18 protein-coding genes and 2 pseudogenes are annotated in these 21,284 nt (G+C 38.1%); 14 read left to right on the top strand and 6 right to left on the bottom strand.

The window, feature by feature from the left end:
* Positions 1 to 1,677 (top strand): Cna B-type domain-containing protein (locus Y7E_RS0123060; RefSeq protein ID WP_017153597.1); only part of this gene is annotated, 1,677 nt, incomplete at its 5' end.
* Between the two features lie 188 nt (positions 1,678 to 1,865).
* On the opposite strand, the pseudogene Y7E_RS34575 reads toward Y7E_RS0123060, so the two are convergent.
* The 3 genes and pseudogenes from Y7E_RS34575 to map form a co-directional block, all read right to left on the bottom strand.
* Positions 1,866 to 2,022, bottom strand: a pseudogene (locus tag Y7E_RS34575) (type I methionyl aminopeptidase); the annotation flags it as partial.
* A gap of 247 nt (positions 2,023 to 2,269) precedes the next feature.
* Positions 2,270 to 3,670 (bottom strand): M28 family metallopeptidase, encoded by a 1,401-nt coding sequence (locus tag Y7E_RS0123055; protein ID WP_017153596.1) that lies wholly within the window; start codon positions 3,668 to 3,670, stop codon positions 2,270 to 2,272.
* Between the two features lie 440 nt (positions 3,671 to 4,110).
* A complete protein-coding gene (map, locus tag Y7E_RS0123050) occupies positions 4,111 to 4,908 on the bottom strand; it encodes a type I methionyl aminopeptidase (protein ID WP_081584737.1) in 798 nt (265 codons plus the stop codon).
* A 196-nt stretch (positions 4,909 to 5,104) separates the two neighbouring features.
* Here map and Y7E_RS0123045 point away from each other — a divergent pair, with 196 nt between their 5' ends.
* Genes Y7E_RS0123045 through Y7E_RS0123030 form a run of 4 tightly spaced genes read left to right on the top strand, consistent with a single transcriptional unit; the run spans position 5,105 to position 8,469 of the window.
* The gene (locus Y7E_RS0123045; protein WP_017153593.1) at positions 5,105 to 6,007 is read left to right on the top strand and encodes an ABC transporter ATP-binding protein; all 903 of its coding nucleotides are present in this window, start codon (positions 5,105 to 5,107) and stop codon (positions 6,005 to 6,007) included.
* On the top strand, positions 6,004 to 6,738 hold the full coding sequence (locus Y7E_RS0123040; protein ID WP_017153592.1) for an ABC transporter permease: 735 nt from the start codon (positions 6,004 to 6,006) through the stop codon (positions 6,736 to 6,738). Before Y7E_RS0123045 ends, Y7E_RS0123040 begins: the two co-directional genes overlap by 4 nt.
* A 1-nt stretch (position 6,739) precedes the next feature.
* Entirely contained in the window at positions 6,740 to 7,870 is a 1,131-nt protein-coding gene (locus Y7E_RS0123035; RefSeq protein WP_017153591.1) for a sensor histidine kinase, read from the top strand.
* Positions 7,867 to 8,469, top strand: coding sequence for a response regulator transcription factor (locus tag Y7E_RS0123030; RefSeq protein WP_017153590.1), 603 nt, complete (start codon positions 7,867 to 7,869; stop codon positions 8,467 to 8,469). The genes Y7E_RS0123035 and Y7E_RS0123030 overlap by 4 nt, the downstream gene beginning before the upstream one ends.
* A 68-nt stretch (positions 8,470 to 8,537) precedes the next feature.
* Here Y7E_RS0123030 and Y7E_RS34900 read toward each other — a convergent pair.
* Positions 8,538 to 9,008, bottom strand: a pseudogene (locus Y7E_RS34900) (M4 family metallopeptidase); the annotation flags it as partial.
* A gap of 165 nt (positions 9,009 to 9,173) precedes the next feature.
* On the opposite strand from Y7E_RS34900, the gene Y7E_RS0123020 reads away from it, so the two are divergent.
* The gene (locus tag Y7E_RS0123020; RefSeq protein WP_017153588.1) at positions 9,174 to 10,064 is read left to right on the top strand and encodes a helix-turn-helix domain-containing protein; all 891 of its coding nucleotides are present in this window, start codon (positions 9,174 to 9,176) and stop codon (positions 10,062 to 10,064) included.
* 264 nt (positions 10,065 to 10,328) lie between these two features.
* A complete protein-coding gene (locus Y7E_RS0123015) occupies positions 10,329 to 10,466 on the top strand; it encodes a quorum-sensing peptide PapR (RefSeq protein WP_017153587.1) in 138 nt (45 codons plus the stop codon).
* A gap of 76 nt (positions 10,467 to 10,542) precedes the next feature.
* Here the strand turns inward: Y7E_RS0123015 and uvsE are convergent, their stop codons facing one another.
* Both uvsE and cls read right to left on the bottom strand, forming a co-directional pair.
* Entirely contained in the window at positions 10,543 to 11,496 is a 954-nt protein-coding gene (uvsE, locus tag Y7E_RS0123010; RefSeq protein ID WP_017153586.1) for a UV DNA damage repair endonuclease UvsE, read from the bottom strand.
* A gap of 32 nt (positions 11,497 to 11,528) precedes the next feature.
* Positions 11,529 to 12,722, bottom strand: a complete 1,194-nt coding sequence (cls, locus tag Y7E_RS0123005) for a cardiolipin synthase (protein WP_026049321.1) — start codon at positions 12,720 to 12,722, stop codon at positions 11,529 to 11,531.
* Between the two features lie 204 nt (positions 12,723 to 12,926).
* Here cls and Y7E_RS0123000 point away from each other — a divergent pair, with 204 nt between their 5' ends.
* From Y7E_RS0123000 to rpoE, 7 genes are all read left to right on the top strand, one after another.
* Positions 12,927 to 15,038 carry a (Fe-S)-binding protein gene (locus Y7E_RS0123000; RefSeq protein ID WP_017153584.1) on the top strand — a complete coding sequence of 704 codons (2,112 nt, stop codon included), beginning with the start codon at positions 12,927 to 12,929 and terminating at the stop codon, positions 15,036 to 15,038.
* 9 nt (positions 15,039 to 15,047) lie between these two features.
* Positions 15,048 to 16,334: an acetyl-CoA C-acetyltransferase gene (locus Y7E_RS33895; RefSeq protein WP_193352123.1), complete on the top strand. Its 1,287-nt coding sequence runs from the start codon at positions 15,048 to 15,050 to the stop codon at positions 16,332 to 16,334.
* A gap of 18 nt (positions 16,335 to 16,352) precedes the next feature.
* Positions 16,353 to 17,204: a 3-hydroxybutyryl-CoA dehydrogenase gene (locus tag Y7E_RS33890; RefSeq protein ID WP_017153582.1), complete on the top strand. Its 852-nt coding sequence runs from the start codon at positions 16,353 to 16,355 to the stop codon at positions 17,202 to 17,204.
* 93 nt (positions 17,205 to 17,297) lie between these two features.
* Entirely contained in the window at positions 17,298 to 18,428 is a 1,131-nt protein-coding gene (locus Y7E_RS0122985; RefSeq protein WP_017153581.1) for an acyl-CoA dehydrogenase, read from the top strand.
* A 30-nt stretch (positions 18,429 to 18,458) separates the two neighbouring features.
* Positions 18,459 to 19,598, top strand: a complete 1,140-nt coding sequence (gene acdA, locus Y7E_RS0122980) for an acyl-CoA dehydrogenase AcdA (protein WP_017153580.1) — start codon at positions 18,459 to 18,461, stop codon at positions 19,596 to 19,598.
* A 63-nt stretch (positions 19,599 to 19,661) separates the two neighbouring features.
* Positions 19,662 to 20,291, top strand: a complete 630-nt coding sequence (locus Y7E_RS0122975) for a TetR/AcrR family transcriptional regulator (protein WP_017153579.1) — start codon at positions 19,662 to 19,664, stop codon at positions 20,289 to 20,291.
* Between the two features lie 366 nt (positions 20,292 to 20,657).
* Positions 20,658 to 21,170 carry a DNA-directed RNA polymerase subunit delta gene (gene rpoE, locus Y7E_RS0122970; RefSeq protein WP_017153578.1) on the top strand — a complete coding sequence of 171 codons (513 nt, stop codon included), beginning with the start codon at positions 20,658 to 20,660 and terminating at the stop codon, positions 21,168 to 21,170.
* Positions 21,171 to 21,284: the final 114 nt, after the last annotated feature.

Here is a 21,284-nt window from a genome sequence, read left to right as displayed (position 1 = left end):
GGAAAAGCATATAAGTATGAAGTGAAAGAACAAGCCGTAGATGGATATCAAACAGAAGTACATGGTTATGACATTACAAATACAAAAGTGGCGCAAACAAAAGTAGAAGGAACAAAAACGTGGAAGGACGACAATGCGAAAGATCGTCCAAAAACAATCAAAGTAGACTTACTACAAAATGGCGAAGTGATCGCAACGCAAGAAGTAAGTAAGGCGAGCGATTGGAAGTATGAATTCAAAGATTTAGCGGCATACGATGCCGAAGGTAAGGCATACAAGTATGAAGTGAAAGAACAACCGGTAGACGGATATGAATCAAAAGTAAACGGTTATGACATTACGAACACAAAAGTAGGTCAAACAAAAGTAGAAGGAACGAAAACATGGAAAGACGATAACGAGAAAGATCGTCCGACGATGATTAAAGTAGACTTACTACAAAATGGCGAAGTGATCGCAACGCAAGAAGTAAGTAAAGCAAGCGATTGGAAATATGAATTTAAAGATTTAGCGGCATACGATGCCGAAGGTAAGGCATACAAGTATGAAGTGAAAGAACAACCGGTAGACGGATATGAATCAAAAGTAAACGGTTATGACATTACGAACACAAAAGTAGGTCAAACAAAAGTAGAAGGAACGAAAACATGGAAAGACGATAACGAGAAAGATCGTCCGACGATGATTAAAGTAGACTTACTACAAAATGGCGAAGTGATCGCAACGCAAGAAGTAAGTAAAGCAAGCGATTGGAAATATGAATTTAAAGATTTAGCGGCATACGATGCCGAAGGTAAGGCATACAAGTATGAAGTGAAAGAACAAGCCGTAAACGGATATGAATCAAAAGTAAACGGTTATGACATTACGAACACAAAAGTAGGTCAAACAAAAGTAGAAGGAACGAAAACATGGAAAGACGATAACGCAACAGATCGTCCGGAAATGATTAAAGTAGACTTACTACAAAATGGCCAAGTGATCGCAACGCAAGAAGTAACAGAGGTAAGCGGTTGGAAGTATGAATTCAAAGATTTAGCGGCATATGATGCCGAAGGTAAGGCATACAAGTATGAAGTGAAAGAACAAGCAGTAGACGGATATGAATCAAAAATAAACGGTTATGACATCACGAATACAAAAGTAGGTCAAACAAAAGTAGAAGGAACGAAAACATGGAAAGACGACAATGCGAAAGATCGTCCGGAAATGATCAAAGTAGACTTACTACAAAATGGTAAAGTGATCGCAACACAAGAAGTGAGCGAAGCAACAGGTTGGAAATATGTGTTTACAGATTTAGCAGCCTACGATGCAGAAGGCAAAGCATATAAGTATGAAGTGAAAGAACAACCGGTAGATGGATACCAATCCGAAGTAAACGGTTATGACATCACGAATACAAAAATCAAGGACGGAACAGGTGAAGTTCCTACAGATCCAGGTAAAGAACCAGGCACAGATCCAGGTAAAGAACCAGGCACAGATCCAGGTAAAGAGCCAGGTACAAACTCAAATAACGATGCCAAAGTTCCACCTACTAAAGAAAATGATAAGCCGACAGCATTACTTCCTAACACAGGAGGAACATCATCGGAAATGATTTCAATTGTTGGAGGTATGGTATTATTCCTTTTAGGTGGAATTCTATTCGCTCGTCAAAGAATAAAAGAATAAAAAAGCTTTAGATTATTGATTACACTGTAATCTGAGTAGTGGACAAATTAAAAAATTACTATTGATAGTACTCCCTTTAGGTAGATATTCAAAAAAACTTCATGATAAGGTGAAGAAAAGAATGCAACCTGAAGGGAGTCTTTTTTATCGGAAAAAGAGGGCGCTTTCAAAGTGGACTCAATCAGCAGCTCAATAATATGGTCAGCTTTCATAGAGATGAACGGCTTTAAAGTGATAATAAAACTCTCTTTAAGAAGCGAATGCCATGTTCCATTAAGTTTTGAATGACTGCATAGCCATCTTTACGGCGAAGTTAGAAATAGTATTTTGTAAAACTTTGTTCTTAAATGATTGCAGAGTTAGCTTTTGTTTCTGAAACAAAGGCAGTAGTTCTTGTTAATCCAACAAAAGTTAATGCATCTGCAGGAATCGTTTTTTCATAATAGAAATACATTCTTATTTAGGAATAATAGTTATTGTTACATTTGGTATTCTACATGATAATACCTTGTAATAAATATGCTTTTATGCATATTTATTTTTTCTCAATAAAAAGCCACCGATTAATTGTAAACGGTGGCTTTGAATATGATTAGGCGGCTCTCTGTCCTTGGCTTGCAGCTGGCTTTTGAATAACATCATAAACACCAGTACCAATGACATCTAACGCCATTTTCATACGCTCAGATGACATGTTTTCTAGAATGTTATCTTGTGGTGTGTGGTATACCTTTTCAATGTGATAGATAAGTGGATCCCAACTATCTACTCCCATCCAAATGAATAGAGCTGCAGGAATGCCCGCGTAAGCAAATGGCACATGGTCACTAGAACCGAATTTTCCTTGCAGCACAAGATTATTATTTAATTGTTTAGCAGCATTTAGTGTAGCATCTGTTACAAGATTCGTAGAACCATCTGGCGTCATTGCGTATAAATTTTTCGCTTTATCATAGCTTGTAGCAACCATATCAGCATTGAAAACACCTAAAATACGATCACGTTCTTGCTTTGATAAGTTGTCAACGTAGTGTTCAGAGCCAAGTAGACCCATCTCCTCTGAGCCAAAAGCAATAAAGCGGATTTCTTTATCGGTTTCTACATTTTGAAACGCGCGAGCTAATTCTAATACTAATCCTGTTCCAGAAGCATTGTCATTCGCTCCAGGTGCTCCGATTACGCTATCATAGTGGGAACTTACAATAACAGCTTTTTCATTTCCAGTGCTGTTTTTTGGTTTCTTTTTCGCGATAACATTTAGAGATTGTAAGTTTGATTCATGTCGTGCTTTTAAAGAAAGAATTGTATCACCTTTTTTTGCCAATTCCTCTTTGAAGGCATTTCCTTGTGCATAAGCAAGACCAAATACAGGGATTGATTGTTTTTTCGTTAATCTTGGATTGAACGTTTGTCCATAGTTGCCGCGCCCACCAATTAAACTATATAAGAGAACGCCTTTTGCACCTTTTGCTACAGCATTTTCTACTTGTTTGTTGTAATCTGCTACTGTTGCGCCTCTTTCAAATAAGACAATTTTTCCATTTACTTCATTTGGAATTTCGTCTAACTTTGTCCCATTTGGCACAAAAATGAGGGGAGCCGTAACAGCTTCAGTTGAAATAAGGGAATTTGGAGCAGCGCCGGCTTGCCAATTTCGCGATTTGGACAACGGTGATTCAATGAACCCTACATATTGATCGGGTACAGCAAATGGTTGGTATTCTACTTCATATCCCATTGACTTTAATTTCATTCCAACATAGCGAGAAGCCCATTGTTCTGATTGTGTTCCACCAGGACGGGGACCAATTGTTTCTGATAAAAAACGGACATGTTCGATTGCGCGGTTAGCATCAACTTGCTCTGTAATAGATGGAGTTTTAATAGTTTCTGATGGAGAATCAGCTTTTGCTTGTCCAATTGGAGCTAAACTGACAGCGAGTGTTGCAGCAAGCAAAGAGCTTACTATTTTTTGTTTCAATGTTCTCTTCATATATTCCTCTCCCATTCTTCTATTCTATCTGACTGACAAAAGAAGACGGATAACGACTCTATTCTATCTTTTATTTTTTGTATTTTCAATTAATTAAAGTTGAGAAATAAAAGTGAGAATAATTCTGTATGCATATTTGCATATTTTTAGAAGGGATGTATGTGCTATTATTCTAGAGAAAGGTTCGCTTTCAAATTGAAGGCCCCTAAATTGCATGAATCTAGTGTACCCAAGCTTTAGATTATGTAGAGAAAAAGAAATTCAGGGTGGGATTTCTTTTTCTCATGCTTGAACCTTTTGAACAAGAGGATTGTCATGTTTCCACATTTCATGGTAATCATTAGAAGCTGTAAGATATCCATATGAAAAAAGAGAAATCACGGTTGATTTCTCTTTTTTTTGTATAGAAAAAGGAATGCTATGTGCATTCCTTTTATTTCTTATAGCTGAGTTAAAATAATTGGTTCATCACGTGTTACGACAACTGTATGTTCACATTGTGCAACAAGGCTTTTATCTGGTGTTACAAATGTCCAGCCATCATCGCCGCGTTCAATGATGTGATCAGCTTTCATGGAGATAAATGGTTCTACAGCGATAACAAGGCCGTCTTTCAGAAGCGCATTATCCATTGGATCATAATAGCTTAAAATATGGTTTGGTGCTTCGTGTAAGCTAAGCCCAATGCCGTGTCCTGTTAAGTTTTGGATGACTGCATAGCCATTTTTATGTGCAAAATTGGAAACCGCACGACCGATTTGGTTTTGTTTTGAACCAGCTTTTACTTTTTTCATTGCTGCCCAAAACGCGTCTACTGCAGCTTGGCAAAGTTTTTCTTTTTCTTCATCTTGCCCAAGAACAAAAGAAATACCTGTATCTGCATAGTAACCGTCAAGTGCCGCAGATACATCCACATTTACTAAGTCGCCTTCTTTTAATACTTGATCTTTTGGAATACCATGAGCAACTTCTTCATTGACACTAATACAAGTTACACCTGGGAAATCATATTCTTTTTCAGGTGCAGAAATGGCACCGTGCTCGTCTAATACTTTTTTGCCGATCAAATCAAGTTCCTTCGTTGTCATGCCTGGTTTCGCTTGCTTTTTCATTTCTTCACGTGCGAGCGCAACAACGCGGCCGATTTTTCGTAAACCTTCTAAATCTTGTTCATTACGAATGATCATAAAAAAAACCACTGTCCTTCCTCGAATGTATATCTTACACGATTGTATCATGTTTGTTTTTGTCCTGCTACTTGCGTGCTATTAGCTCCTCTCTATAAAGGATTTGCAGAGGTATAGAACATAGTAGTGTGACTCATTTCATAAGAATTTCATGACAACTGTCATATGCATATCATGACGTATCTTACTGTTTTCCATCTCTTCCAATTTATACAATGTAAATATAAGGAATGACGGAGGTGGAGAGATGGAAAAGATTATTGAAGTAAATGGTGTTTCGAAAACATTTAAACATAAAAAGGCTGTAAATAAAGTTTCATTTCATGTGGAGAAAGGGCAAATTGTTGCACTCCTTGGGCCAAATGGTGCGGGAAAAACAACAACAATCTCAATGATGCTAGGATTAAAAGATCCATCAGAAGGAAGTGTTTCTATATTTGGGAAGAGTCCCAAGCATCGAGATGTTCGTAATCGTCTTGGCGCAATGTTACAAGAGGTAAGTGTGATTGATAGTATATCAGTTGGCGAGGCAATTGATCTGTTTCGTAGTTATTATACGAATCTGGTTGCAAAAGAAACATTGCTTCAGTTATCAAACTTAGAGTCAGAAATAAAGCAACGATGTGAAAAACTATCTGGTGGTCAGAAAAGACGTTTAAATTTTGCGCTCGCACTTGCTGGAAATCCGGATTTATTATTTTTAGATGAACCGACTGTAGGAATGGATATTACGTCTAGAAAGACCTTCTGGGAAACGATTCGAAAGTTAGCGAGTGAAGGGAAAACGATTATTTTAACAACGCATTATTTAGAAGAAGCTGATGCACTAGCGGATCGTATTTTATTATTTGCAAATGGAAAAATCATTGCAGATGGTACACCTGAGGAAATGAAAGCGACGATTTCTCGAAAAACCATTTCATTTTATCCAAAAGAAAAAATTCCTACAGGCTTGCTGAAGGAGTTACCGCATGTAACAGGAGTACAGTTCCATGAACAGCGCGTTATTCTCACAACAGATGATACGGATGCTACGTTGCAAGCAATTTATAAAGAGAATTTACCTGTTACAGATATTTCAGTTGAGCGTGGAAGTCTTGATGAAGCGTTTGAACAGTTTATCGCAAATCAGAAGGAGGGAATCGCATGAAAGCATTATGGATGCAATGCAAAATAGAGATTTTACGTACATTCCGCAATAAATTATTTATCTTTTTCTCACTATTAATGCCAGTTATGTTCTATTACATTTTTACGAATGTCATTCAAGTACCACAAAATGGAGATGCTTGGAAAGCACATTATTTAATTTCGATGGCTACTTTCAGTATTGTAGGAACAGCGCTTTTTAGTTTTGGTGTGAGACTTTCTCAAGAAAAGGGGCAAGGATGGACACATCTTTTGAAAATTACACCACTTCCAGAGGGTGCATATTTAACAGCTAAGATTATTGCCCAAACAGTGGTAAATGCTTTTTCAATACTTGTAATCTTTGTTGCAGGCATATTAATTAATAACGTGGAATTAACAATTGGACAATGGATTGGCGCGGGATTATGGCTATTACTAGGTGTGACACCATTTTTAGCACTTGGAACGGTTGTAGGTTCAATTAAGAAAGCAGATGCAGCTGCTGGGCTCGCTAATATTTTAAATATGAGTTTAGCAGTACTAGGCGGTTTATGGATGCCGATTGAAGTGTTTCCGAAGGTATTAAGATCTATTGGAGAATGGACACCGACATATCATTTCGGAAGCGGTGCATGGGATATTGTAGCAGGCAAATCTATAGGCTGGGAGAATATTGCGATTTTAGGAGGTTATTTCCTTATGTTTGTTGTAATATCAATATATATAAGAAAAAGACAGGAAGCGGTATAACATGATAGAGAAGAAGCAGTTTGAACTTTTTCCAAAACATATGGGATTCTTCCCATATATGTGGTTTGTATACTTGGCGTTTCCAATATACGGTTTATCTAATGAATCAGGATGGAAACTAATATTAGGAAGCGGTATGTTAGTGGTCTTTGTCATTGCATATCGTCAGCTTTATTTTGTAGAAAAGACATTTATTTTATGGGCATGTACTCAGATGGTGATTGTATTTTTATTTGGGGTTTTTTACAATCCGTATTTTATCTATTTAGGATTTTTTACAGCAAATGCAATAGGATTTACACCAACGAAAAAAGCCTTCCGTCTACTAGTACTTTTTTTAGGAACAATGCTTGTTACTTTTGTATTGGTGTATAGCAAGAACTTTACATTAACATCTATATTCGGATCTTTACCGATGTTTATTTTAATGCTTATTACACCATTTGCTATGCGGAATTTCAACCAAAAAAAGATATTAAGACATCAGTTAAGTGAAGCCAATGAACAAATTAAAGACCTAGTAAAACGTGAAGAACGTCAGCGAATTGCAAGGGACCTCCACGATACATTAGGGCATACATTATCTCTTATTACTTTAAAAAGTCAGCTTGTTGAGAAACTGATTGTGAAAAATCCAGAACGTGCAAGTCTTGAGGCAAAGGAAATTACACAGACGTCGCGTACAGCTTTAAAGCAACTTCGGGAGTTAATTTCTGATATGCGGATGATTACTGTGGAAGAAGAGCTTGAACAAATAAAGGCTATCTTACAAGCTGCTAATATTTCACTAGAGGTAGAGCAAAAGGCGAGTTCTGGTGCATTATCACCACTTGAGCAAAATATTTTAGGGATGTGTTTGCGGGAAGCGGTAACGAATGTTGTCAAACATAGTAAGGCAACGGCATGTACAGTTTCTTTATTTGAAACACAAGGAGAACTGACTTTGCAGGTTCAGGATAATGGAGTAGGGTTACAAGTGCAAGGTAAAGATGGAAATGGCATATTAGGTATGAGGGAACGACTCGCTCTTATTGATGGGACGCTAGAGTTAGATGGAATCAATCGTGGAACGATGTTAACGGTGAAAGTTCCAATTGTAATTAGAACAGGAAAAGATGAGGTGAGAGCATGATTCGAATTATTATTGCTGAAGATCAACGAATGTTGCGCGGGGCGTTAGGTGCTCTACTTGATTTAGAAGAAGATATTGAAGTGGTTGGGCAAGCAGAGAATGGGGAAGAAGCTTTAAAATTAATTGAAAAACTGCAGCCAGATGTAAGTATTATGGATATTGAAATGCCGATTCAAAGTGGATTGGATGTTGCTGAAACATTACAGAAGAAAAAATTATCATGTAGGGTAATGATTTTAACAACGTTTGCACGACCAGGTTATTTTGAAAGAGCGATGAAGGCTGGTGTTCATGGCTATTTATTAAAAGATAGTCCAAGTGAAGATTTAGCGGCAGCAATTCGTAATGTAATGAAGGGAAAGCGAGAGATTTCTCCGGAATTAATGTTTGGACTATGGCAAGAGCAAAACCCGTTATCAGATCGTGAGAAAGAAGTGCTTCAATTGGCGAAAGAAGGGAAAACAGCGAATGAAATTGCGAAGGCCCTTTATCTTTCTCCTGGTACAGTACGCAATTATATTTCAGAGGTATTAACGAAATTAAATGCTAAAAATAGAATTGAAGCCATTTCGATTGCAGAAGAAAAGGGATGGATATAAAAAGATGTTTACCATTTATAGTGGTAAACATCTTTTTTTCTTTTTTGAATCTCTATCACTAGAATTTAAAGTGTATGACATAATATAGATTTTGCTTCATTTTTCGACAAAAAATTTGTTATAGTAAGAATAGGTTGCTGTTCTATATTTTTGTGAATTTTACCACTAACAGTTTTAATTACCTCATGTTTATCTACTTTAACAATGATGTCTTGACCATATACTTTGTCATTTTTATATATTTGGAAAAGATATACTTTGGTTTGGTTTTCTTGTAAGTTGAAAATCAACATTTTTTCAGTGGTAACTTGTTTTTGTTACGCGTTAGCCTCTTGTACTTCACCTTTTAAGTAGTTTTAGCAATATTTCCTACTTTGACGTTTTGTGGTTCATTTTATTTACTAATTATCAAACTAGGTTGAGTAACTTCAACATTCACTTCACTTTTATCAATTTTGGGACACGAAAATTACTTCTATTGATAAAGGATACAGTAGAACAAAAGTAAGGAATGTACTAGCAACTTTTCTATCACTTATCTCTAACACTTAGAGTATTGTATTTGTATAAGATAATTTACAAGAAAAGTTTGCTAAATGATACATATTATGCAATATTTCATGTCTAAAAATGTCGAAAAACCATTATTCTAGTGGTATGACAACTTGAAAAGTTAGATTTCTGTAATGGGATGGTGAGCTATTATGCACGCAGAAAAGCTGGGAGCTGAAATAAAGAAAATTAGAATGTTAAGAGGTTTAACACAAAAGCAGTTGTCTGATAATATATGTCATCAATCAGAAGTAAGCAGGATTGAGTCAGGAGCAGTATATCCAAGTATGGATATACTTCAAGGGATTGCAGCGAAATTACAAGTTCCCATCATTCATTTTTATGAAGTTCTCATTTATTCTGATATTGAAAGAAAGAAGCAGTTTAAGGATCAAATTCAAATATTGTGTAAGAAGAAGCAATATGCTGAAATCCACAAAATTGTTTCAGAAGAGCTTAAGAAAGAAGAAAGTCACCCTGAATTTAAGCAGTTTCTTCTATGGTATTATCATTTATCTGCTTATGCTTTAAAGAAGGTTAATTTTGAATATTGCATTTCAGAGCTGAAAAATATAATTCATCAGCAGTATGGCGGGGTGGATGTGTTTCAAAATTTATATATTGAAAATTCGATTGCTAGTATTTATGCAGAAAATAACCATTTAGAAAAAGCGATTACATTATTTCAAGATATTTTAAAACAGCTTGAGTCATTACAGAGTGATCAGGATTTTGTTGTTAAAGTTCGATATAATTATGCAAAATCTCTATATTTAAATAATGAATATGAAAAATCGCTCCAGCAAGTAGACAAAGCAATTGAAACGTCGCGTCTTATTGGGAGTATGAAGCTTCTTGGACAACTGTACTACCAAAAGGGAGAGTGCTTAGAGAAATTAATCCATCCGCCGAGTGAAATTACATTTGTTTATGAAAAGGCTTTATTATTTTTTGATTTACTAGATTTACATTCTTACAAAGAAACATTGTTAGCAAAAAAGGACTTAGCTGGTCGTAATGAACGGACAATATTCTCTCACTAATTAAATTTATCCGCTATTCGCGGGCAGTAGGACTCCCACCTCAAGATTCAGGGAGAAATGAGGAAGATAGGTGAAAGATAATTTTCCGTAAATGCCTAATCGGCGAGAGTTAGCCATCAGTGTAGGATTAAGAACCCCCCGCTGATGGAAGTTTCACTTTATATTTTTAAATAATGAAATCATACGAGAATATGCATAATTGCATTTTTTTAAGAAATTATTTCATGATATATTTAGAAAAAATAGCACATAGGGTGATAAGTGATGAAAAAATTTCTTGCATGTGGTTTAATGGCGATAGCAATGCTCGCTGGTGTTGCGTTCGGAGTGAGTCAAGATCACGCATTAACAAATCAACAGGAACAAGTACAATTAGCCTCAGATTTACCATTTGAACATTAAGATAGAAAAAGAACCCATTGATGGGTTCTTTTTTCAGGTTGTGGATAAGACTTTCTCCACAGCCTGAACGTTACAATTACCATTGTAACGTTGCACCGCTTGTCCGTTTTATTCCTCTTATAGAAGCAAGCTCATCGACTAACTGAAACAGTGCTAAATCTTTTTGTTTGCTCTCAATCATGATATCGAAGTCCTGATTCATGACCTTGGCAATGTGTAAAAAAGGTTTTATAAATGCAGCATCAATATAGTCAGCGTGAGCTCTGAATTCCTTTTCTGACCTCGGTGAAGAAATATGGACTTTAGGAACTGTATGTGTATGATTCCACGTTTCGAAAATAACTGGTAGTAGTTCCTCTAACGGTTCATCACAAATATTTGCTATGTGATGATGATAATCAAAGACAAAAGGAATTCTTTCTTCCTGGCAAATAGCTAATGTTTCAGAAGCTGTATATGTTTTATCATCATTTTCAAGTGTCATTTGCTGTTTGATAGGTGATGGAAGCTTTTTTATATTCTCATGAAAGCGCAGAATTGCTTTTTCTTTGTTACCATATGCACCACCTACATGAATATTAATATAAGAAGAATCCGCTAAACTCATTGCATCTAATACATTATAGTGATATGTCATATCTAACACAGCATTGTCTGTGATATGAGATTTTTCACTTGTAAATAATGTGAACTGGTTTGGATGAAAGCTAACCCGTAAGTTATGCTCTCGAATTAATTCCCCTATCTTATGCCAAAGTGGTTTAAAGATATTGATATAATCAAAATCGACTTCAGGATGGGTTGCTAGTGGAACAATGGAAGATGATAATCGGTATAATGGAATTTCATGTGCGATATTGTAATGAAGGATACGTAATGTATGCATAAGATTTTGTATTGTAATGTTATATAATTTTTCTTCTCGTTCTTGTTTTCCTAGCTTGCTCCACGTTGTAAATGTCATTGTTTTGGCAGGAGAACAGTCCCACAATGCGACTGCATGTGAGACATATCCAAAGCGTATGATCATGTATGAAACACCTCGTTACTTTGTAAGTTGTGTTATAAGAAAAACGCCAGCAATGTCCCAATCCATTCCTTTCCTTTATCAATAAAAGATAGGGAGGAAACATCTTTCCAAGAAAGTAGTACAGATCCTTCTATGTCTTCATTAATTTTCGTTTTAATTTCTTGTATAAAAGCTGAATCATATAAGAGACAATTTATTTCGTGATTGATATATAAACTTCTCATGTCAACATTAGCTGTTCCAATATCACAAGTATGGTCATCTACCATAATAATTTTTGCGTGAAAGAACCCTTGCTGAAATTCATAAATGTTACAGCCTGCTTTCATCAATTTCCGGCAGTATGGTAATTTAGCTTCGCGAACGAGTGGGTGATCTGCTTTTTGGGGTACAAGAATTGTAATGTGAACACCACGTTTTTTCGCTTGTAATAAAGCATTCATTACTACTTTTCCCGGAATGAAATAGGGTGTGCCAATGTAGAGTTCTTCTTTTGCACTTTCAATAAGTGATACAAATGTTTCCTGTAAATAAGCACCGTCTGTTGGGATAAAGCGTTGTAGCATAGGACCTGGTGCTTGTTTAGGAAAAAATGACGCTTCTTCTAGTAAATCTTCATTTGTATCATCACGCCAATCGTGTAAAAATTGTTTTTGTAAATCTTGCACGCCTTCTCCGGTTAGGCGCAAATGATAATCGCGCCACAAACCCAATTTAGGATTATGCCCTAAATATTCCTCTCCGATATTGAATCCGCCGATATAACCAATTTTCCCATCAATAATCGTAATTTTGCGATGGTTTCTTTGATTTGCGGAAAAAAAGAGAAAAGGAAATTTGATTTTATGACAATATGAAAAAGATACACCGTGCTCTCGCAGTGAACGAATAGATTCATCCGATAAATGATGACTTCCTATACGATCGAGTAGAAGACGTACTTGTATACCTTGCTTTGCTTTTTCAGTGAGAAGCTGTAAAAAATTTTGACTAATTTCATCATTTTTGACAATGAAAAATAAAATATGTATATGATGATTTGCTTGTTGTATATCCATAAATAAATCATTGTATAAATTGGTTCCCCATGTATACAATTTAAAATTGCTTCGTCTTAAAGGAAAAGAGCGGGGCCTTATTTTTTTTAAATGATGTTTCCTTCCAAATAAAAAGTCGAGTAGGACCCATATGACAAAACATATTAGTAAGAGAGATAAAAAGAGCATAATCAAATTACCTCCTAAGAATTCATTCTTATATTTTCACCCAAATAAACAGCTTTATGAAAAAATGTGTTGTTGTATAACAAAAAACTGTTGACTGAATGCTCACTCATTATATAATGGGGATAGGGGATATAATTCAGAAAATTATTTATTTTCGAAGATTCTAAAAGAAAGAGGGCTTACAAAGAGAGGGGTAGCATAAAAATGAATAGCTTACTGATCATGAATTGGCTGGCTGCCATTGCTGTTATTGCTTATGCGGGGTATTTGTTTGTATATCTTATACGAACGAGGATGGCCTACATACAATTAGGAAAAAAAGTAGAATTTGATCGCCGCTTTAAAGAACGATGGGATCTTCTGAAGGTTAACGTTTTCGGTCAGAAGAAGTTGCTGAAAGATAAAAAAAGCGGTATCATGCACGTTATGTTTTTTTATGGATTTATTCTTGTCCAATTTGGAGCAATTGACTTCATTTGGAAAGGACTTGCACCAGGATCACATCTTCCACTTGGACCACTATACCCTGCATTTACATTCTTCCAGGAAATTGTCACACTAATGATTTTAATCGCAGTATTTTGGGCTTTTCATAGAAGATACGTTGAAAAGCTTGTTCGTTTAAAACGTAATTTTAAATCAGGCCTTGTTCTTATTTTTATCGGGGGCTTAATGCTTTCTGTACTACTTGGTAACGGTATGGGCATTATATGGCACGGGGAGGAGCTTTCATGGAGCGAACCGATTGCTTCTGGAATTGCTTACGTTTTTTCAGGGATAAATGAAACCGTAGCCATTTCGGTGTTCTATTTCTCTTGGTGGGTGCATCTACTTATTTTGTTAACGTTCTTAGTTTATGTACCACAGTCAAAACATGCACATTTAATTGCTGGACCGGCCAATGTATTCTTTAGTCGTCTTTCTAATCCAGGAAAGCTTGAAAAGATTGATTTTGAAGATGAAACACAAGAAACATTTGGTGTTGGAAAAATTGAAGACTTTAGACAGACTCAGCTCATTGATTTATACGCTTGTGTAGAGTGCGGCCGCTGTACAAATATGTGCCCGGCAACAGGGACGGGCAAGATGTTGTCACCAATGGATTTAATTGTAAAGCTTCGCGATCATTTGACAGATAAAGGGGCAGCGGTGACATCAAAGGTACCATGGGTTCCGGCAGTTGCCTTTAACAATACACAAGGAAATCAGTTAGCGATGATGGCAGCGGGGCAAGGACAACAAGAATCGGCTGCAACGGCACTTGCTTATGATCCAAGCTTGATTGGGGACGTCATTACAGAAGAAGAAATTTGGGCATGTACAACGTGCCGTAACTGTGAAGATCAGTGCCCAGTTATGAATGAGCACGTCGACAAAGTCATTGATTTACGCCGTTATCTCGTTTTAACAGAAGGAAAGATGGATCCAGAAGCGCAGCGTGCAATGACAAATATTGAACGCCAAGGGAACCCGTGGGGGCTGAATCGTAAAGAGCGTGAAACATGGCGCCAAGGCGATGATGAAGTAACAGTTCCGACTGTAAAAGAGAAAACAAAAGCTGGCGAAGAATTTGAATATTTATTCTGGGTTGGATCAATGGGATCGTATGATAATCGCAGTCAGAAAATTGCAATATCATTTGCGAAGCTGATGAATAAAGCTGGCATATCATTTGCGATTCTTGGTAACAAAGAAAAGAACTCTGGAGATACGCCGCGCCGCCTCGGAAATGAATTCGTGTTCCAAGAGATGGCAACTAAGAATATTGAGGAGTTTGAAAAAGCAGGTGTGAAGAAAATCGTTACGATTGATCCGCATGCCTATAACACATTTAAAAATGAGTATCCAGACTTTGGCCTACAAGCAGAAGTCTATCATCATACAGAATTATTAGCACAGTGGGTGAAAGAAGGGCGATTAGAGCCGGTTCACCGTATTGAAGAAACGATTACGTATCATGATTCCTGTTATTTAGGAAGATACAACGAAGTATATGAAGCACCGCGCAGTATTTTAAAAGCAATTCCAGGTGTAAAAGTTGTTGAAATGGAACGTAACCGTGAAACGGGCATGTGCTGCGGCGCAGGTGGCGGGCTTATGTGGATGGAAGAAACGACAGGCTCGCGCATTAACGTTGCACGTACAGAGCAAGCGCTTGCTGTGAAACCGTCAATCATTGGTACGGGATGTCCGTACTGTTTAACGATGATTAGTGACGGTACGAAAGCAAAAGAGGTAGAAGAACAAGTTCAGACACTTGATGTAACAGAGATTTTAGAACGCTCTGTAATTGGGTCTAAGAAAGAAGCTATGTAATACGTAAGAATCCATACAACTTTAGAAAGAGGTGCAAGATTTGCACCTCTTCTCAACGTAGGAGTACCGAGCGGGCGCTCAGCGCCGAAAAAAAAAGAAATGGGGGAAAGAAACTTGGTAAGAACAGTTATTTTAAGTGCTGCAAGAACACCGGTTGGAAAGTTTGGGGGATCTTTAAAGGATGTAAAAGCAACGGAACTTGGAGGAATTGCGATTAAAGCTGCGCTTGAGCGAGCAGATGTTGCTGCAAACGATGTTGAAGAAGTTATATTTGGAGCGGTGGTTCAAGGAGGACAGGGACAAATTCCTTCGCGCCAAGCGGCGAGAGAAGCAGGGATTCCTTGGGAAACTCGTACAGAAACAGTGAATAAAGTTTGTGCATCCGGGCTTCGCTCCGTGACGTTAGCGGACCAAATTATTCGTACCGGAGATCAAACGCTTATTGTAGCGGGCGGAATGGAATCGATGAGTAATAGTCCTTATATTTTACAAGGTGCGCGCTGGGGATACCGGATGGGACATAATGAAGTTGCTGATTTAAATGTAGTAGATGGCTTAACGTGTTCATTTTCTGGCATACATATGGGCGTGTATGGTGGGGAAGTCGCGAAGGAAGATGGGATCTCTCGCGAAGCGCAAGATGAATGGGCGTATCGCAGTCATCAGCGTGCGGTTGCTGCGCAAAAAGAAGGGCGATTTGAAGAGGAAATCGTAACTGTATCTGTACCACAGCGAAAAGGAGACCCAATTGTTGTAGCGAAAGATGAAGCGCCGCGTGAAGATACAACAATTGAAAAGCTAGCAAAATTAAAACCTGTATTTGATAAAACAGCGGCAGTAACAGCTGGGAATGCACCAGGACTAAATGACGGCGGGGCAGCACTTGTATTAATGAGCGAGGACAGAGCGCAGCAAGAAGGAAGAAAGCCGTTAGCAACGATTTTAGCGCATACAGCAATTGCAGTAGAAGCGAAAGATTTTCCGAGAACGCCAGGTTATGTAATTAATGAACTTTTGAAAAAAACAGGTAAGACAGTGGATGAAATTGATTTATTCGAAATCAATGAAGCTTTTGCAGCAGTTGCAATTGCGAGTGCAAATATTGCTGGAATTGATCCGGAAAAAATTAACGTAAACGGTGGCGCGGTTGCGATGGGACATCCAATTGGAGCAAGTGGAGCACGGATTATTGTAACGCTTATTCATGCGCTGAAGCAGCGCGGCGGCGGAATTGGAATTGCTTCGATTTGCAGCGGCGGTGGTCAAGGCGACGCGATTATGATTGAGGTTCATTGATTAAAAGGGGGAGAAAAAATGAGTGTACAAAAAATTGTTGTAATTGGCGCTGGGCAAATGGGTTCCGGCATTGCACAGGTTTGTGCAATGGCAGGATATAACGTGTATATGCAAGATTTGAAGCAAGAACAATTAGATCGGGGATTATCCATTATTACGAAAAATTTAGCTAGGCAAGTAGAAAAAGGCCGCATGGATGAAGACGTTAAAGAATCGACTTTAAATCGTCTTACAGCAACGCTTGAATTAGATTGTGTAAAAGAAGCAGATCTTGTCATCGAGGCAGCTGTTGAAAAAATGGATATTAAAAAGAAAATTTTCGCGAATTTAGATGAAATTGCACCAGAACATGCAATTTTGGCGACAAATACCTCTTCTTTACCAATTACGGAAATCGCAGCGGTAACAAAGCGTCCAGAGAAAGTAATTGGTATGCACTTTATGAATCCGGTTCCGGTTATGAAACTTGTTGAAATTATCCGCGGACTTGCAACAGACGATGCAGTATACGAAACAATTGAAGATATTACAAAGAAAATTGGAAAAGTACCTGTTGAAGTGAATGACTTCCCTGGATTTGTTTCTAACCGTATTTTATTACCGATGATCAATGAAGCGGTTTATACGCTATATGAAGGTGTAGCAACGAAAGAAGCAATTGATGAAGTAATGAAGCTCGGTATGAATCATCCGATGGGACCACTAACGTTAGCGGATTTTATCGGTTTAGATACGTGTTTATACATTATGGAAGTTCTGCATGAAGGACTAGGAGATAGTAAGTATCGTCCATGTCCATTATTACGTAAGTATGTAAATGCTGGTTGGCTAGGACGAAAAACAGGTCGCGGCTTCTACGTATACGAATAAGAAGCAAGGCAAGGTAGGTCTCCCTCTTTTTTTACAAAGTAGTGGTCTTACCAGGTGATTGAAAAAGATATATAGCAAATGGAGGCGGGGCATATGAATTTTCATTTTACAGAAGAGCAGCAAATGATGAGGAAGATGGTTCGAGATTTTGCACAAAAGGAAATTGCTCCCTTTGTTCCAAGTATGGAACAAGGGGTGTTTCCTAGAGAGATTTTGACGAAAATGGGTGAGCTTGGACTTATGGGAATTCCAGCACCAGCGAAATATGGCGGTGCAGAAATGGATTTCATTTCTTACATTTTAGCTATCGAAGAATTATCAAAGGTGAGTGCGACAATTGGTGTTATTTTGGCGGTACATACATCGGTTGGAACAAACCCTATTTTATATTTTGGAACAGAAGAACAAAAGCAAAAATATGTTTCCAAACTAGCAACGGGTGAATATTTAGGGGCATTTGCTTTAACGGAGCCGAATGCAGGTTCAGATGCAGGTAGCTTAAAATCAAAGGCTGTAAAGCAAGGTGACCACTATGTCATTAACGGATCAAAAGTATTTATTACAAATGGAGGCGAGGCGGATACATATATCGTATTTGCTTCTACGAATCCAGATGCAGGGAAAAGTGGGATTTCCGCGTTTATTGTAGAGAAAGATACACCAGGATTAATCGTTGGGAAAGATGAACATAAGATGGGACTGCTTGGATCTCGTACAGTGCAGCTAACATTTGAAGATATGAAAGTGCCAGCAGAAAATCTGCTTGGCGAAGAAGGACAAGGTTTTAAAGTAGCGATGGCGAATTTAGATGTTGGCCGTATTGGTATTGGAGCACAGGCACTCGGAATCGCCGAGGCAGCGCTAGCGTGTGCAGTGGATTATGCGAAGGAGCGTCAGCAATTTGGAAAGCCGATTGCCGCGCAGCAAGGACTTGGCTTTAAACTAGCGGATATGGCTACGAACGTAGAAGCGGCAAGGTTACTTGTATATAGAGCGGCATCGCTTAGAGCACAAGGACTTCCGTGCGGAAAGGAAGCATCTATCGCAAAGCTATTCGCTTCGAAAACGGCGGTGGATGTCGCAATTGAAGCGGTGCAAGTATTTGGTGGTTATGGTTATACGAAAGATTATCCAGTTGAGAGATTTTTCCGTGATGCGAAAATTTGTGAGATTTATGAGGGAACGAGTGAAATACAGCGGCTTGTTATTAGCCGCGCACTATAGGAGAGGGAAGAGAGTGGGGAGGAAGAAAACATGCATTTCAAATTATCAGAAGAACATGAAATGATAAGAAAAATGGTTCGAGATTTTGCGAGAAATGAAGTGGCACCGACAGCGGCAGAACGCGATGAAGAAGAACGATTTGACCGCGCTTTATTTGATCAAATGGCAGACCTTGGTTTAACAGGGATTCCGTGGCCTGAAGAATACGGCGGGATTGGAAGCGATTACTTAGCATATGTGATTGCTGTAGAAGAGTTATCTCGTGTTTGCGCTTCTACAGGTGTCACGTTATCTGCTCATACTTCGCTTGCTGGCTGGCCTATTTTTAAATTTGGAACAGAGGAACAAAAGCAAAAATTTTTACGTCCGATGGCGGAAGGAAAGAAAATTGGTGCATACGGCTTAACGGAACCAGGTTCTGGTTCAGATGCGGGTGGAATGAGAACGACGGCGAAGCGTGATGGAGACCATTACATTTTAAATGGTTCCAAGATTTTTATTACAAACGGTGGTATAGCTGATATTTATGTTGTCTTCGCATTGACTGATCCAGAATCAAAGCAGCGCGGTACAAGTGCATTCATTGTAGAAAGTGATGCACCAGGATTTTCAGTTGGTAAGAAAGAGAGTAAGCTTGGAATCCGCTCTTCACCAACAACAGAAATCATGTTTGAAGACTGCCGTATTCCTGCTGAGAATTTACTTGGCGAAGAAGGACAAGGTTTCAAAATTGCAATGCAAACATTAGACGGTGGACGTAATGGCATTGCGGCGCAGGCTGTTGGTATCGCGCAAGGAGCTTTAGATGCTTCTGTGGAGTATGCGAGAGAACGGCATCAGTTTGGGAAGCCAATTGCCGCCCAGCAAGGAATTGGTTTTAAATTGGCGGATATGGCGACAAATGTAGAGGCAGCGCGCCTATTAACATATCAAGCTGCTTGGCTAGAATCAGAAGGACTTCCATACGGAAAAGAATCAGCGATGTCGAAGGTGTTTGCTGGGGATACAGCGATGAAAGTAACGACTGAAGCAGTGCAAGTATTTGGTGGTTACGGTTATACGAAAGATTACCCGGTAGAACGCTTTATGCGCGATGCAAAGATTACGCAAATTTATGAGGGAACACAAGAGATTCAAAGACTTGTAATTTCTCGTATGTTAACGAAATAAGAGAAAAAGCGTAGGGATTTTCCTACGCTTTTTCCTTCCAAATGTTAGAGAGAGGTGAAGAGGATGGTTAAGCATAATGTGCATGCGTCTGTAAAAGATGAGAAGTTGGTTGCACTAAGGCGCGAGCAGATGATTAAAGGAGCTGTGCAGCTTTTTAAGCAAAAGGGATTTCCTCGTACAACGACGAGGGAAATTGCAAAAGCTGCCGGGTTCAGCATTGGGACACTTTACGAATATATCCGTACGAAAGATGATGTGTTGTATTTAGTATGCGATAGTATTTATGAACATGTAAAAGAGCGACTAGAAGAAGTGGTATGCACAGAGATAGGGAGCGTTGAAAGTTTAAGAGTGGCGATAACAAATTACTTTAAAGTAATGGATGAATTGCAAGAAGAAGTGTTGATTATGTATCAAGAAGTTCGCTTTTTACCGAAAGAATCTCTTCCGTATGTGCTAGAAAAAGAGTTTCAAATGGTGGGGATGTTTGAAAATATTTTAGAACAGTGCACGAAAAATGGAACATTTACATTAATGAAAAAGGAAATACAGCTGCTCGCTCATAATATTTTCATTCAAGGACAAATGTGGGGATTTAGACGCTGGGCTTTGCAAAAACTGTATACGTTAGAGGAATATACAGAAATGCAAATTCGGTATGTCTTACATGGAGCACATATGGTGCCGAAATAAAAAGCTATATAAATATAAAAACAACCTTTTTTAGGTGGGAGAGAGCGTCCGTCTGAGCATAGAAGCGGTCAGATTACCTTTCTGCCTCATCCCAAGTGAAAACAGAGAGAGGAAACGAATGCAGGTTACCTTTAGTTCCTCATAACAGTGACTTACATGTCGAAAAATCACAATGAATTTATATAGTCTCTACAGGTTAATCTCGTAAATAATAGTCTGTAATCACTTTTATCGATTCCTCATAAAAGTTTCCCGTTTTTTTTTGTAGCATATTTGTTGGAGTTTTGTTTATAATGAATAGTATGGATTTTTTTAAACAGGCCGTTATATATAGGATTATATTTTAAGAAAGGAAGTGCCGCATAAGTGGATTTTAAGCAATATTCACCAGAAGAGCTAAAAGAATTTTCCATGATTGAAGTTGTACATAGTGTTTTAGAGGATAAAAGACAAGCAACGTCATTCCAGGATTTAGTTCAAGAAATCGCTCAAGTGCTGGGACTATCTCAAGAGCAAGTTGCTGCGAAGATCGCACAATTCTATACAGATTTAAACATTGATGGACGTTTCATCAATTTAGGAGAAAACCGTTGGGGATTACGCAGCTGGTACCCATATGAGCAAATCGATGAAGAAATCTTACCTCAACCAAAGCCTAAGAAAAAACGTAAGGTTGAAGAGGAAGAAGATTTTGATGACTACATTGAAGAAGACGAAGACGACTTCGATAGTGAAGACGACAGCGATGACGATGATGTAGAAGATTTGGACGAGGTTCTTGAGGACGACGATGATCTTGATGATTTAGAAGAAGAAGAGGAAGAAGAATTCGCTGACGAAGAACTCGAGTATGATGAAACAGAAGAGGAAGAACTGTAGTTCTTGACTTTTCATTATCGTCCATGTAGAATCATTTTTGGGCTCTTTAAAACAGGACGATAATACTTTTAAAGTGTAAATATAAAAGAAAATTGCTCCCTACTTATTACTTTT

Origin of the sequence: Bacillus bingmayongensis (assembly GCF_000299035.1) — a bacterium.
In the GTDB taxonomy this organism is placed as follows: domain Bacteria; phylum Bacillota; class Bacilli; order Bacillales; family Bacillaceae_G; genus Bacillus_A; species Bacillus_A bingmayongensis.
Note: the sequence above shows the minus strand (reverse complement) of the source record. Positions and strands in the feature narration are given on the sequence as shown.